This window comes from Paenibacillus sp. FSL R5-0744 (genome assembly GCF_037972555.1).
In the GTDB taxonomy this organism is placed as follows: domain Bacteria; phylum Bacillota; class Bacilli; order Paenibacillales; family Paenibacillaceae; genus Paenibacillus_AQ.
In genome coordinates this window covers 6,287,429-6,301,548 of the sequence record NZ_CP150228.1, presented here as the reverse complement: position 1 = coordinate 6,301,548, position 14,120 = coordinate 6,287,429, and the positions used below count along the sequence as shown (strand labels likewise).

General features: G+C 45.6%; 13 protein-coding genes. 11 read left to right on the top strand and 2 right to left on the bottom strand.

All coding sequences use genetic code 11. The features are described from left to right. Window positions 1-42 precede the first annotated feature (42 nt). From MKY19_RS27995 to MKY19_RS27965, 7 genes are all read left to right on the top strand, one after another. Window positions 43-1,092, top strand: a complete 1,050-nt coding sequence (locus MKY19_RS27995; protein WP_149645301.1) for a type IV pilus twitching motility protein PilT — start codon at window positions 43-45, stop codon at window positions 1,090-1,092. Continuing rightward, window positions 1,092-2,297, top strand: a complete 1,206-nt coding sequence (locus tag MKY19_RS27990) for a type II secretion system F family protein (protein WP_076119116.1) — start codon at window positions 1,092-1,094, stop codon at window positions 2,295-2,297. The genes MKY19_RS27995 and MKY19_RS27990 overlap by 1 nt, the downstream gene beginning before the upstream one ends. A gap of 167 nt (window positions 2,298-2,464) precedes the next feature. Then, window positions 2,465-2,956, top strand: coding sequence for a type II secretion system protein (locus MKY19_RS27985; RefSeq protein ID WP_339799031.1), 492 nt, complete (start codon window positions 2,465-2,467; stop codon window positions 2,954-2,956). A 78-nt stretch (window positions 2,957-3,034) separates the two neighbouring features. Then, window positions 3,035-3,784: a prepilin peptidase gene (locus tag MKY19_RS27980; RefSeq protein WP_339799028.1), complete on the top strand. Its 750-nt coding sequence runs from the start codon at window positions 3,035-3,037 to the stop codon at window positions 3,782-3,784. 14 nt (window positions 3,785-3,798) lie between these two features. Continuing rightward, complete coding sequence (gene pilM / locus MKY19_RS27975; protein ID WP_339799026.1) at window positions 3,799-5,424, top strand: pilus assembly protein PilM; 1,626 nt, start codon at window positions 3,799-3,801, stop codon at window positions 5,422-5,424. Beyond that, window positions 5,408-6,013: a type 4a pilus biogenesis protein PilO gene (gene pilO, locus MKY19_RS27970; RefSeq protein ID WP_339799024.1), complete on the top strand. Its 606-nt coding sequence runs from the start codon at window positions 5,408-5,410 to the stop codon at window positions 6,011-6,013. Before pilM ends, pilO begins: the two co-directional genes overlap by 17 nt. A gap of 195 nt (window positions 6,014-6,208) precedes the next feature. Then, the gene (locus MKY19_RS27965; RefSeq protein ID WP_339267499.1) at window positions 6,209-6,811 is read left to right on the top strand and encodes a DL-endopeptidase inhibitor IseA family protein; all 603 of its coding nucleotides are present in this window, start codon (window positions 6,209-6,211) and stop codon (window positions 6,809-6,811) included. A 45-nt stretch (window positions 6,812-6,856) separates the two neighbouring features. Here the strand turns inward: MKY19_RS27965 and MKY19_RS27960 are convergent, their stop codons facing one another. Beyond that, window positions 6,857-7,258 (bottom strand): CBS domain-containing protein, encoded by a 402-nt coding sequence (locus MKY19_RS27960; RefSeq protein ID WP_339267497.1) that lies wholly within the window; start codon window positions 7,256-7,258, stop codon window positions 6,857-6,859. A 151-nt stretch (window positions 7,259-7,409) separates the two neighbouring features. Further along, window positions 7,410-8,837, bottom strand: coding sequence for a VanW family protein (locus MKY19_RS27955; RefSeq protein WP_339799020.1), 1,428 nt, complete (start codon window positions 8,835-8,837; stop codon window positions 7,410-7,412). A 229-nt stretch (window positions 8,838-9,066) separates the two neighbouring features. Between MKY19_RS27955 and ftsE the strand changes: the two genes are divergently transcribed. The 4 genes from ftsE to MKY19_RS27935 all read left to right on the top strand — a co-directional run bounded on the left by ftsE (window position 9,067) and on the right by MKY19_RS27935 (window position 13,587). After that, window positions 9,067-9,753, top strand: coding sequence for a cell division ATP-binding protein FtsE (gene ftsE, locus MKY19_RS27950; protein ID WP_042192319.1), 687 nt, complete (start codon window positions 9,067-9,069; stop codon window positions 9,751-9,753). Further along, entirely contained in the window at window positions 9,743-10,657 is a 915-nt protein-coding gene (gene ftsX / locus MKY19_RS27945; RefSeq protein WP_042192317.1) for a permease-like cell division protein FtsX, read from the top strand. The genes ftsE and ftsX overlap by 11 nt, the downstream gene beginning before the upstream one ends. Before the next feature lie 30 nt (window positions 10,658-10,687). Further along, entirely contained in the window at window positions 10,688-11,995 is a 1,308-nt protein-coding gene (locus tag MKY19_RS27940) for a M23 family metallopeptidase (protein WP_042192315.1), read from the top strand. A 125-nt stretch (window positions 11,996-12,120) separates the two neighbouring features. Then, the gene (locus tag MKY19_RS27935; RefSeq protein ID WP_339799016.1) at window positions 12,121-13,587 is read left to right on the top strand and encodes a S41 family peptidase; all 1,467 of its coding nucleotides are present in this window, start codon (window positions 12,121-12,123) and stop codon (window positions 13,585-13,587) included. Window positions 13,588-14,120: the final 533 nt, after the last annotated feature.

Below are 14,120 nucleotides of genomic sequence, written 5' to 3'. Positions count from 1 at the left end.
TCTATTAGGTTCTTTTCATTTTAAAAATAGGGGGAGCAGCCGATGCCAACGTATACGCGGGATATTAGACAGCTTTTGCAGACGGCATACTCCTCCAAAGCTTCCGACTTACATATCTCTGTAGGCTCGCCTCCGGTGATACGCATGGATGGAATGCTTCACCCACTTGAGGGTGCACCAGTAACAGGTCATGAAGCGGCAGAAATGGCAGAAGCGCTGCTTGGCAGTGAACGAAACGAAGTGTTTCGGAATGCAGGTGAGGTGGATTTCTCTTATCCGCTGGATGGCGGCGTAAGATTTCGGTTGAATGTCTATCGTCAGCGGGGTGAGATTAGTATTGCTGCCCGAGCCATTCCTGCAGAGATTCCGAGTCTAGAACAACTGTCGATGCCTCCGATTTTGTCCACTTTGTCACTTAAACCACAAGGTTTGATATTAGTTACAGGGCCTACGGGCAGCGGTAAATCCTCTACGTTAGCAGCTATGCTGAATTACATTAACAAGACCGAAAGTAAGCATATTGTGACACTTGAAGATCCTATAGAATTTCTGCATAGTCATGGAACCTGTCTGGTAGATCAACGTGAAGTAGGCAGCGACACAGCTAGCTTTGCGAGCGGACTACGTTCTGCATTACGTCAGGATCCGGATGTTATTCTCGTTGGAGAGATGCGGGATTTGGAGACCATTACAGCAGCAGTTACTGCCGCGGAAACAGGTCATCTTGTGATGGCAACCTTACATACAACAGACGCACCACAGACAATTGATCGAATTATTGACGCTTTTCCGGGTCATCAGCAGGGGCAGATCCGTTCACAGCTAGCCTCAGTATTACTGGCAGTTGTCAGTCAGCGCTTGTTTCCAAGAGCTGGAGGACGGGGGCGGATATGTGCAACAGAGATCTTAGTGAATACACCTGCCGTAGCCAATCTCATTCGTACCGAAAAGACACATCAGATTAAAAATGTGATGCAAACCGGACGCTCGCAAGGCATGCATACGTTGGACATGAGTATCCGTGAGTATTTATCACAGGGGTTCATTGAACCAGTAGCAGCTAAGGCGTTTATGACGGAGGTGAGTAGCTGATGCCTCTTTTTGAATATCAAGTAAAGACAACCGCAGGCAAGTCCATTAAAGGAAAGCTAACCGCAACAGATAAACCCACGGCAATGGAGGAGTTACGCAAACGGGGCCTTACGGTATTCTCGCTGATCGAACGCAAAACAACGATTCTATCGATGGATATTTATATCGGTAATCCGGTCAAACCGCTTCATTTCATTATTTATTGTAGGCAGTTTGCCACGCTTATGCGTGCTGGAGTGTCGATTGTAGATGCAACGCGTATTTTGGCGGAGCAGACTGAGAGTAAGCCTCTACGCAAAGCGCTAGTAGATGTTAACTCCAGCCTGATGCGTGGGATATCGTTCTCACAAGCCGTTCAGGATCATAAAAAAATCTTCCCGCAGCTATTCGTCAGCATGATCCGTGCCGGTGAGGAATCAGGTGATATTGAGGGGACGCTCGACAGACTGGCGATGTTTTTTGAGAAGCAGCATTCCACGACGGAGAAAATCAAATCTGCGCTCACTTACCCGATTACCGTCGGGGTGATGGCGATTGGAGCGGTTATATACCTCCTCTGGGCGATTGTTCCACAGTTTGTAACGATGTTCGAATCGATGAATGCAGAGCTTCCGGCGATTACAAAGATGGTATTGGCACTTAGTAAAAGCATTCAAGGTCAATGGTATTTCTGGATACTCGGAGTTCTCCTCCTAGTGATAGCTTTTCAGATTACAAAACGCACGGAAAAGGGAGCCTACGCACTCGATTATGCCAAGCTGAAGATTCCGGTGTTTGGCAAGCTGAATCAAAAAGGCTCGATTGCTCAGTTTACGCGAACTTTTTCATCTCTATATGCCAGCTCAGTTCCGATCCTGCAATCTTTGGTGATTGTAGAAGAGGTAGCAGGAAATAAGGTCATTGGGGGATTTATCCGTAGTGCAGGAGACTCGCTGCGACAAGGAAATCCATTATCTGAACCTTTGAAAAAAGCCTGGGTCTTCCCGCCGCTAGTTACACAGATGATTGCGATCGGTGAAGAGACGGGGGCACTCGATACGATGTTATCTAAGGTTGCTGACTTCTATGAGATGGACGTAGAAAATACTGTTGATCGTTTGAAGTCACTGCTTGAACCATTGTTGATTGCTTTCCTAGCAGGTGTTGTAGGTGTGATTGTGGCCGCTATTATGCTGCCGATGTTCAGTCTGTATGGCAATATGTGAACCTTGCGGTTCCTTGAAGATATTGAGAGGGGTGACGCTGGGGAGGCGGGGCAGGGTTGCAGATCCTTTGCTAGCGTTAGACATGGAAGGATCAGTACTGTAGCGGGATTCATGGAAATAAAAGATATAGGCTGTACCATCACACACCACTTAGAGGGGGAAATAAAATGTTAACACAAGCGATTAAGAGAAGATTGAGCAAAGAGGAAAATCAAAAGGGGTTTACGCTGATTGAGCTATTGGCGGTTATCGTTATTTTGGGGATTATTGCGGTTATTGCGATACCGATGATTGGTGGGATTATTAATAATACAAAAGAGGATGCAGATGTTGCTACTGCTCGTCAAGTTTATGATGCAACCCGTATGTATATTACTTCAGAGCTAAATGGGGCATTTGACTCTGACACTACAGCAACTGGCACAACAGTTAGTGTTACAGTTGCTGATTTAATAACAGGCCATTATCTAGAGCCTAATCTACTGTTACCTAGTAATAAACATACAATTACCGCAGGAACGGTCACCTTTACTGATGGTGTATTAACAGCCCTTTCTCTAAGTACTACTGGAAGTACTCCATCAGGAGGAACAGCCCCAGCAGCGGTAGCTCATACTTTTGTTGTAGGTGATGTCCTTAAGTCTGAAAAATCAAAATAGAAAAAGTTAATTTTACTTTTTAGGAATCGGACTTCCCGATTCCTTTTTTAAAATCCAGAAAGCCAACAGAGGACATCCATGACGATATTCATCGCAAGTTACATCACATTACTGGGACTGATTCTAGGCTCCTTCTATAACGTAGTGGCACTACGGGTGCCAGCTAAGGAATCCTTGCTTAATCCACCGTCACATTGCCCGAACTGCAATACGCGGCTAAAGGGGCGGGATTTGTTTCCGGTGATAAGCTATCTGCTATCAGGAGGCAAGTGTCGTTATTGCGGCACAAGGGTGTCGCCTTTATACCCGCTAGGAGAAGCTGCAACGGGTTTGCTTTTTCTATGGGTGTACTTGCAGTTTGGGCTGACAGGTAAGGGAATCCTCGGGTTCGTGTTTGTGAGTTTAGCGGTTATTGTGACGGTTGCGGATTTGAAGTACATGCTGATTCCGAACAGGGTATTGCTATTCTTTTTGCCGATACTGCTCATTCTTGTATTGCTCTATCCAGAGGGGCCGTTATGGCATCACTTGCTGGGAGCTGTGCTTGGGGGAGGGGCTCTTATCCCCTTTGTTCTGTTAGGAGGGATGGGTGCCGGGGATGTGAAGCTATTTGCGCTGCTGGGCTTGGTCATCGGATTTCCTAATGTGATTTTGGCTTTTCTGATGGCTTGTCTGCTTGGAAGTGTGGTCGGAGGACTGCTAATGCTGCTCGGAATCATCAAACGCAAACAACCGGTTCCTTTTGGTCCATGGTTAGCAATAGGGGCTTTAATTAGTTACGGATATGGTTCAGACATCATTGGCGCATATCTCTCGCTCATCGGATAGGAGGACATCGACATATGCTTGGATTAGGCCCTAAAGTGGCCGGGCTTTCAATTGAAGCTACCGGAATCCGTTATATTAGTTTTAAGAATAAACAGTCATGGGAAGTCCGCAAAAAACGATATCTCCCGCTCCTTCCAGGTATGATCATTGAGAATCAGGTGGCGGATAGCGAGGCGCTTTATGATCGGGTTAGGCAGTGGGTGAGGAAGGAAGGGTTAAGGGGCAGCAAGGTTTCCTTGTCGATTCCACCTTCGCAGATCATTATCCGCAAAATGAGTATCCCAAGTACCAACGATAAGCAGGTTGAACAGCTCGTAAAGCTCGAAGTGGAGACGGGGCTGCATTTGCCATTTGAAAATCCTGTTTACGACTATGTGACGCTCGAAGTGGATGAGGAACATAGCCATTTGCTCGTATTTGCCGCTCCGCGGAAATCGATACAGGATTATGTAGAGATTTTGGAGCGTGCGGGTTTACGAATAAGCAGTGTTGAAATTTCGGCAACCGCCTTGGCGCGAAGTATAGCAACTGCACATGGGGAAAGCTTTGCGGAAACGATGTTGATTAATCTAGAGCCATCCGTCATGGACGTTTATATGTTCAGAAACGGGAATCCGGTGTTCATTCGTACGATTAACTTGCTTGATCTGCATAAAGGTCGAAATGTTGCGGCATTGGAATTTATGGCAGACAGTGAAGTTTTGGCAGAAACAGCAGTTGCTGTGGAAGAACAATTATCACCGGAACAAATGGTGGAGATCACTGCGGAAATCTCGAGGATGCTCAGCTTCTACCAATATAGCTTGCACGATGGCTCGACTCGTATCAAAAACTTAGTTATAACAGGTGTCCCATCCATTCGTAAACAGCTAGATCTAGAGCTTCAGCAGTCGCTGGCAGAACTCGACATTACACCGATAAGCCTAGACCAGATGGGTAAAGATACTGTATCTGATCTTGAGTTAAATGATTACCGAGTAGCAGCGGGGACAGCTCTAAAAAGCATCATCAGCGTGGACACGATTGACCTATTGCCGAGAGAAGATCGGGAGACGTTATTATTCCCCTATGTGACCATGGGTCTTGTGGCGATCTGGCTGGTGGGAACGATTGGGACGGGGATTTATTTTTCGGCTAATAAGGGTCAAATCTCTAATGGTAAAGAGGAGCTGCAAGGCTTACAGGATCGCAGTTTAATGCTGCAGGTAGAGCTTGGGAAGCTTAAGAACAGCGGACCTGGGCAGTTAGATCGGAAGACGGCAATCGCAGAGATTCAGAACAATAAGGTGATTGCTGTTCCCATACTAGATGAATTAGTCGAAGGGTTGCCACCGGATTCTTTTCTCCGTGACATTAACTACACCTACCGGACATCGATTGACCTGACTGTAAATGTACCTACTATGGTAGATGCCTCTAATTATTTAAGACAACTGCGTCAGATGTCCTTTACAGTGGATGCTTCTATTTCGAAGCTGAACGAAGGAACTGTGGATCAGAGTGCGGGGCCAACGAATGCAGCCACTTCCTTAAATATGTATACAGCCATTTATAAAGTAAACTTATTAGCAAATAATCAACAGACAAATGGAACGGATGCAAGCCAAGAGGAGGTGAACAGCGATGGAACAGTTCAATAAGTATCGCTCTCCAATCGTACTGGGTGTATTGATTTTGTTCTTGATGCTGTTTGCCTTTTATATGCTGGGTGTTCAACCGACAAATAAAGAAATATCTGCACAGAACGCCGAGATCAGACAGCTGGAAAAAGAAGCAGAGATTCTTCAAACTAAAATTAATGAACTAAAAAGCAGCGCTACTTCTTTAGATTCCGAACAACAGGAACTTCTGGCAGCGCTCCCGAAAGGCGATGACAGCGAAGGCTTGATTGATGATCTACGAGCGGTTGGGATGTCCTCACAGGCACGCTTAAAGGATGTCAGCTTTATTTTGGATGAGGCTAATCCGATTCAGCAAATGACTGGTTCGGCTGAAGTGCTGTTCCCGACGGTCAAACAAGTTAAAATGACTGCTGTAGTAGAGGGCACCTACACAAGCATACGGCAGTGGATGGATGAGCTACAAATGCTGGCGCGTATCGTGAATGTAGACTCGTTTAATTTCCAGCAATCCTATGAAGAGCGATCAAAGGATAGTCCTGAAAGTATCTTGACTGCTAACGTAGCTTTCACAGCTTATTATGAGGTTGTTACTCCATCTTCGAATTAGATCTCTAACCGTTGTAATAACACTATTTCACGACTCCACTTTTCCTGTAAATCAGGAGGGTGGATTTTTTTCTTTACTATAAAATATAAATGCGTATTCATTCCTCTGTTTATTGGGTATTTTAGCTTGCGGGGTGCATAAGCTGGAACAGTGGCTATCGCCTGTATTTTTCAGATCAAAAAGGAGGAATTCCGAATGAACAAAAAGTGGATGATTGGTTCGTTGGCCCTTTCCATAGGCCTGATCTCAGCAAGTGGAGGAGCTATGGCAGCTTCACCGTCAGCAGGAAGTACGGCAATCAAGAAGGTGGCTGTGTCTGCGCCTGGGAAAGAGGGCCCTGCTACCATCAATAATTTGACGGTGAAAAGTATCATACCGCTGGTAGTCCATGCAAGAGCTCTTTATTTCTATAGTAATCGAGGCGGAAACATCTTCCCGATAGAAACCTTCACGTATAAAGCGCAGGAGTACCGTTATCTTTCCAGTGACATTGGCACAAAGACGAAGCTGATGAATTACATAAAAAAAGCCTACACTCACAATGCAGCGGCATATTATGTGCAGACTCAATTTTTGGAGTATAACGGAAGAATGTCGCAGGTTAATGCAGATGTAGGCAATTTATTAATGTATGAAAAAGCCACCGCCCGCATGCTCTCCAAAACTGCGACAACCGCTGAATTTGAACTGACTGTTCCTTATCCAGATGCGCAGCAAAGTAGTGAGTCGGTGTATGTGAAGCTGAAGAAAGTGGAGGGATACTGGAGAATCGACACGTCGCCGGATATTCTTTTTTGAGGAAATGGGTAGGCAGGAGAGGAATGAAAAGGGGAAGGGCTACAACTAACAGCGCTTCAGGTCAGAGATATAAACAACACCTGCGAATTTGCCTTTACGGGTAATAATGACACAGTCATTCTTCATAGGTTCTGGGCGATTCATTGCAGTAGCTAATACGGTCTCAAGTGGAGTGGAGATGTCATAGACCAGTGGTGTCTTGTTCATAAGCTTCATGGCAGGTTCTTTGTAGAACAGATCTACTCCTGATCTTCCCGTGGCTTTTAAAAAGAAACGGTCGCACATTAACAATCCAAGCGGTTCATTCGTGGCGTTACAGACGACGATGCATTTGGATTCTGGGTGCTGGAACATTACGCGAAGGGCTTCTCTGCAAGTACGTGAGGCAAAAATAGCAGGTGCACTGCGGACAATATTAGAGAGATCATTTACAAGAGCTGTTGACATGGTGTTCATCCTTTCTGATTATAGATCTATTTCTAATGTACCCCCGAATCGTAAATTTTAAAGGCGAGAAAGGTCATCTGCAGGTAAAATAGATGCACAAGCAAAAACGGTCAGAACCTCACGAGGTCTGACCGTTTTTTTTGTAGGTAATCTATTCACTTCGAACGCCATCCTCTACCAACTGCTTTCTAGGTGCTTCTGGAATAACAGATTTACTTACGCCTCCACGATTGATGGCGATTAACCGTTTTTGTGCGTAATACACGTCACGGGATAATTTCTTTACCTCAGTGGATTTACCGTCAACAAACCGGGTGCTGTAAGTCTCAACAACATATCCGGTCTTCCCATTTTGTATAACGCGTGAGCCTCCACGGGGGAGGGAAGGGTCGTTTACGTACTTGTCGACTGGAGGCAGCACCTCTACGATTTGTGAATGGACCTTATATGTAACATTTTTCGGAAAAGTACCGAAGAGCTTGATCGTTAGTGATCGGCCTTGCACAGCCGCTTTAATGACTAGATATTTGCCAGTCGTATTGCGAAAACGGAAGTTGATATAGCCTTCTGCGAAGGTGGCATCCTGACCTTTGGGTAGATAGTTGACCGGCAAGGAGTGATTGCGGCGCTCCACAATCTCCAGTCCGGTGCGCAAAGCGGCATTGTACAGCGTACTGGAAACTTGGCAGATTCCGCCGCCGACGCCGGCTTGTAGCTTACCGTTCACAATGACTGGCGCTTCGCGGAAGCCGTATTCTATTTTTGCTTTTTCAATAGCTTTGCCATAGTCAAAAACGGCTCCAGGTGGGAGCACGGTTCCGTTCACAGCTTTGGCTGCTGATTCGACGTTGTAGATTCGTCCAGGTCCACTTGCTCCGAGAGAGGTGCTGAATTGCATGATTTTTCGCTCAATACCTTGCTCCTTTAGAGCGTTTAGAGTGATGTCCGGTTGTAATATGGTTAATGGAACTTCCAAAGTAATCCCCTTCTCTTGCAGCGAGAGTAGACGACTAAAACGAGTGGGGGCAGCGGCCCATAGTGAGGTCACCATTCCTGTCCAGTCTACCTCAAGGGAAGTCTTCTCAGGCGTATACACTACACGATCATCCCCGGTAATTCGCCGCGTAGCATCTACTGGATCACCGAAGGATTCTCTCTCCCAAGCGGGACTTAGAATGGTCTGTAATTGAGCAATATCCAGATGGGCTTCAAGACTCCAATTCTGGGGGAAGCTGTAGCGGGCTTTGACACGATCCCATAGCCGCCCTTCCGTAAGATCTTGTAGACCTTGCTCAAAAGCAGCGGCTTCATAGGTCATTCCAGCTTGTTTAAGCTTGAGGGTAAGCTCAGAATTCCCTTCGACCTGCAACACAAGGGGGATAGATTCAAGTGCCTGTAGCTTTTTCTCCAGTTCGGAACGTACCTCTGAGATATTCAGCCCGCCCACCTCCCATCCGGCAAGGGTTGTACCTTTTGGAAGCGTGTTTTTATGGCCATATAGTTGAAGTCCCCCATAGATTAATGAGCCGATAAGAATGAGTGCAATGACTATTATGAGGGTAAGATGGATTTTTTTCATGAATAATCTCCTTCCTGGATGGCTTCTGCGAGCGGCACAGTAGGTGCTTTTTATATGTATATGTACAGACATTACAAAACTTTCGAATAGTGGGGCAGTTACGGGGTACTCAATCGGTTACAGATTTGTTACAATAGATACATTGCGGAAATATTGAAGTTTATGGAAACTTAAGCTGTACCCTGTCGATTCACACAAGTGGAAAATGTCATAATTGGGAAGTGAGAAAATGATTGAAATGCAAGATGTATGGAAGACGTACCCTAACGGAACTCACGCACTGCAAGGAGTTTCAGTAAAAATTGACCGCAATGAATTTGTGTATGTTGTCGGTCCATCCGGCGCGGGTAAATCTACTTTTATGAAATTGATTTATAGAGAAGAAGTGCCAACTAAAGGTCAAATTTCTGTGGGAGGCTTTAACATAGGGAAGCTTAAACAACGTAAAATCCCATATGTGCGCCGTAATATCGGCGTTGTGTTTCAAGACTTTCGGTTATTACCAAGGATGACAGCGTATGAGAATATTGCTTTTGCCATGGAAGTTATTGAAGCCCCGAAGAAGGTCATCAAGAAACGTGTGAATGAAGTTCTCGATCTGGTTGGACTCAAAAATAAAGCAAATCGTGAGCCCTCACAGCTCTCAGGTGGAGAACAGCAGCGTATTGCAATTGCTCGGGCTATTGTTAATAACCCATCTGTTATTATTGCGGACGAGCCTACAGGTAACTTGGACCCTGAGACTTCATGGGGCATTATGCAGCTGCTGGACGAAATTAATTTTCGTGGAACAACAATTGTAATGGCTACCCATAATAGAGATATCGTGAATAAAATGCGCAAGCGGGTGCTTGCGATTGAGAACGGAAACATTGTGAGAGACCAGGCGAGAGGGGAATATGGCTATGAGTTTTAAGACCTTCTTGCGACACTTGCGGGAAGGCTTCAAAAGCGTATTCCGTAATGGATGGATGTCGATTGCTTCGATCACTTCCATCGTCGTCTCTCTTTTTGTCCTAGGTGTATTTATTCTTCTTGTTCTTAATGTGAATGCTGTAGCGGATGAGGCAGACAGCCAGGTACAGATTAATGTTCATTTGGCACTAAATGTAGATCAGAAGTTGCGTGAGACTTTGCAGACTGAAATTGGCAATATGCCGGAGGTCAGCAAGATTACGTTCATCTCCAAGGATCAAGGACTTAAAGATCTCCGTGCAGATATGGGTGAGGACGCGGCTGAGCTTCTGGAAGGGTTCGATGAAGACAATAACCCTCTCCCAGATACGCTTAAGGTAGAAGTTGTCGAACCTACTACAGTATCATTTGTGGCTGAGAAGATTGAAGCACTCAACAAGACACATACTGATCAGCCCATTTACAAAGTAAAATATGGCAAGGGCTCGATAGAAACCTTGTTCAAAATAACACGCGCTGTAAGAAACATTGGTTTTATTTTTGTAGCAGGTCTGGGGCTCATGTCTATGTTCCTCATCTCTAATACGATTCGGGTTACGATACTTGCTCGTCGTAAGGAGATTGGCATTATGAAGCTCGTAGGCGCGACAAATTATTTTATTCGCTGGCCTTTCTTTATAGAAGGGGCATTGATCGGTCTGATCGGATCGCTCATTACCTCCGTTGTCTTGTATTTGGGTTACAGCACTTTGGAATCAACCGTACAGGGAGATCCTATGCTCCAATTGCAGCTAATTCCGTTCGATAATATTTGGATGCTGGTCGTCGGTGTACTAGTTGGACTAGGCGTGCTGATCGGCGTCTGGGGAAGTACGGTTTCTATTCGTAGGTTCTTGAAAGTTTAATATTAAAAAGTGAAGGATGGGGAGTGCAAGTTGAAGAAGATTGCTGCCGGACTAGCCGTAATGTTACTAGCTGTCACTATATTCCAGCCCTCTGATGGATATGCCAAAAAAACAAGTGTTGCCGAAATCGATAAGCAGCTAAAGCAGCTGCAAAAAGAGGTGCAGGAAGCTAAGGCGCAGCAGGAGAAAGCGGCGTCCCAAACGCAGGAAGCACAGCATTATAAGAATAAGACGAATCTCAATCTGCAGTATGTCTTACAGCAAGTGGATCAAGTTAAGGGCAAAATGACCGAAATCTCTACCCAAATTTCCGATACAGAACAATCTCTGAATGTTACGGCAACGGAATTGGATAAAGCAGAAGCACGAGTCGCCTCTAGAGAGGAAGTCTTAGGATCCCGTGTTCGATTAATGTATACCGATGGAGCGGTTTCTTACTTGGATGTTTTGCTCTCCTCGACAAGCTTTGCTGATTTTCTGGATCGCGCGGATTCACTTAAGATGATTGTCGATCAGGATCAGGAGCTGTTAGTTCAACATAAGCTGGACAAGCAGACGGTGATAGAGAAGAAACAAGAGCTTGAAGGGCAATATGCTCAAGCCAAGCAGCTGTATACTTCTTTGGAACAACAGAGAAGTTTGCTGAAGGAGAAAGAAGCTGAGAAACAGGAGCTTATCGCATTCTATGATAAGCAAATTCAAGAAAGTGATGATTTAAGTGAAGAGCAGAATGAAAAGCTAGTCAAACTGGCAAGCGAACGCTCTGCGCTGGAAACGCAAAAGGATAAGATTAAGGCGGAGGAAGCCGCTCGCAGAGCAGCAGCGGCTAAGGCGGAAGCGGCTCGTAGAGCTGCGGCGGCTGCCAAGAAGGCTGCAGCTGCAGCTAGTAAGGGAAGCAGTAGTTCTAGCTCCAGTTCTAGTGATACGGGATATTCAGGTGGAGATGGGCCGTTTCTACTTCCTGTAGGATCCGCAAGAATCTCATCCCCTTATGGACCACGGACACATCCAATCACGGGTGAGAAGGGGAAAGTACACACCGGCGTCGATTTTGCGGTTCCACAAGGAACCAATATTCATGCGGCGGATTCCGGAACGGTTATCTTGGCTGAATGGTGGAGCGGCTACGGATATTGTGTAATTATTGATCATGGAGGCGGAGTTTGGACGCTCTACGGACATATACGTAAAGGCGGTCTTAGAGTTAGTGCCGGGGATAAAGTCAATCGCGGAGATGTGGTTGCTGAATCAGGTTCCACAGGTAATTCAACGGGTCCCCACCTTCACTTCGAAGTACGGATTGACGGTAAGATTGTAAATCCTATGCCTTATCTCTAATTTTTAACGAACTTATAACTCATATTATTTGATTGTACGGCATATACTGGAAGAGATACCGTACCTTTCAGGACGGACTTAGGATGTTGGTTACAAGATGGACAAGAAGGGACGGTGGGAACATCATGTTAAAAAAAAGCACCGCGGCGTTTATGATTATCGCCGCCCTGCTATGCGGTAGTTTAGTAACCTTGGGCGTGACGGGTTATACTCATGTCTTTGGACAAGCTGCAGGACAAGGATTAGCCTCTGCGTTGCAGGTTGCAGGTCTACAGCAGAAGGAATCCCAGAAGCTTGGGACTGCGCTCAGTTTGATTGAGAGCAATTACTACGAGACGGTAGATCGGGAGAAGCTGATAGATGGTGCTGTCAACGGTATGATGGAAGCGCTAGGCGATCCCTATTCCAACTATATGGGTAAAGAAACTGCTGAGAAATTTGAAGAGAGTATTGAGGGTTCCTTTTCAGGTATCGGTGCAGAAGTCTCTTCGGATAACGGTAAAGTAGTCGTGGTCTCCCCAATCAAGGGTTCACCTGCTGAAAAAGCAGGAATTCAGGCTAAAGATGTCATTTTGTCCGTTAACGGAGAATCGCTAGAAGGCATGGATCTAAATGCTGCTGTTGCGAAGATACGCGGACCTAAAGGCAGTAAGGCTACTTTGAAAATACAGCGTTCCGGCTCTGTAGAGCCTCTAGAGTTCGCTCTTACTCGGGATGATGTGAAGCTTGAGACGGTATACTCAACTATGGAAAAAGACGGTGTAGGGGTAATCGAGGTCACTCAGTTCTCCCTAAATACTGCAGAACGATTCAAGGAAGAGCTTGGGAAGCTAGAGAAGCAAGGCATGAAGGGATTGGTCATTGATGTCCGTAATGATCCAGGCGGTGTCCTCCCGATTGTTATTGAGATGGCTGAAGAGTTCATTCCAGCTGGTAAAAACATAGTTCAAATAGAATACAAAGATAAAAAACGCGAAGTTAGCACCTCCAAGGGAACTAGCAAGGCTTATCCAGTGGTAGTGCTAATGAATAAAGGTAGCGCGAGCGCCTCGGAAATATTGGCGGGTGCCTTGCAGCAGTCAGCGGGAGCCAAGCTAATAGGTGATAATTCATTTGGTAAAGGCACAGTGCAGACAAGCTTTGATAAACAGCTTGGAGATGGCAGCTTGCTGAAGGTTACCATTGCTAAATGGCTTACACCGGACGGCACATGGATCCACGGCAAGGGAATTAAACCGGATATCGCGGTAGCGCAGCCGGATTACTTCTCAGTGGCTCCGATTAACAAGAGCGTGACGCTGCAATATAACATGAACAACGGTGATGTAAAGAGTGCACAGACGATGCTGGATGGCTTAGGCTACAAGCCTGGTCGCAAAGATGGCTATTTCGATACTGGCACTAAGAATGCAGTGAAGAAATTCCAGAGTGAAGCGAAACTTCAAGTCACAGGCATGATTGATGCCAAGACTGCGGAGGCGCTGGAGGTGGCACTGATCAAAGTGATCCAGGACCCTGCCAACGACAACCAACGGAATAGAGGGATTGCTGAGATTCAGAAGGAAATTAAGGCGGCAGCGTCGAAAAAGTAAGAAGGCTGAATTCAGCCTTCTTTTTTTCTAAATATAAGAATCGATCAAGGGTATAGCACACGCATGGTGTAGCTTAAAGCTGCTGATGGTTGACTACTTAGTAAGGATAACCCTCGAATAAACCTGCAATAATACATTTTTTTATGGTACGAAGATGGCCGAAGCGATAATTCCTGCGAATCTGCAGTAATACTTGCTCCATGGGGAGCTTTCGAGCTATAAGTGAGGTTATTCCTGTACATTTGCAGTATTCGCTCCTAATGAAGAGGATATCTGTACAAAATGCTGCACTTTTACAGGCTTTCTCTGATCTAGCCAAAGTGAAAGGTATGAATGAATAAGAGGGATGAACAATTTCATTCTGGTATGTGAACAGGGGTTCATGAAAGTTTTTTGGTAGAGTAGGAAGGAGTGTGACGAACAGTTTGAATGTGATTCAGGAATGGTTAGGCAGCTTGGGCACTGCGTTCTTACACTTATTGATCCAGCCATATTACTATATTGCTATTATATTTATTGCGTTGTATTACCGT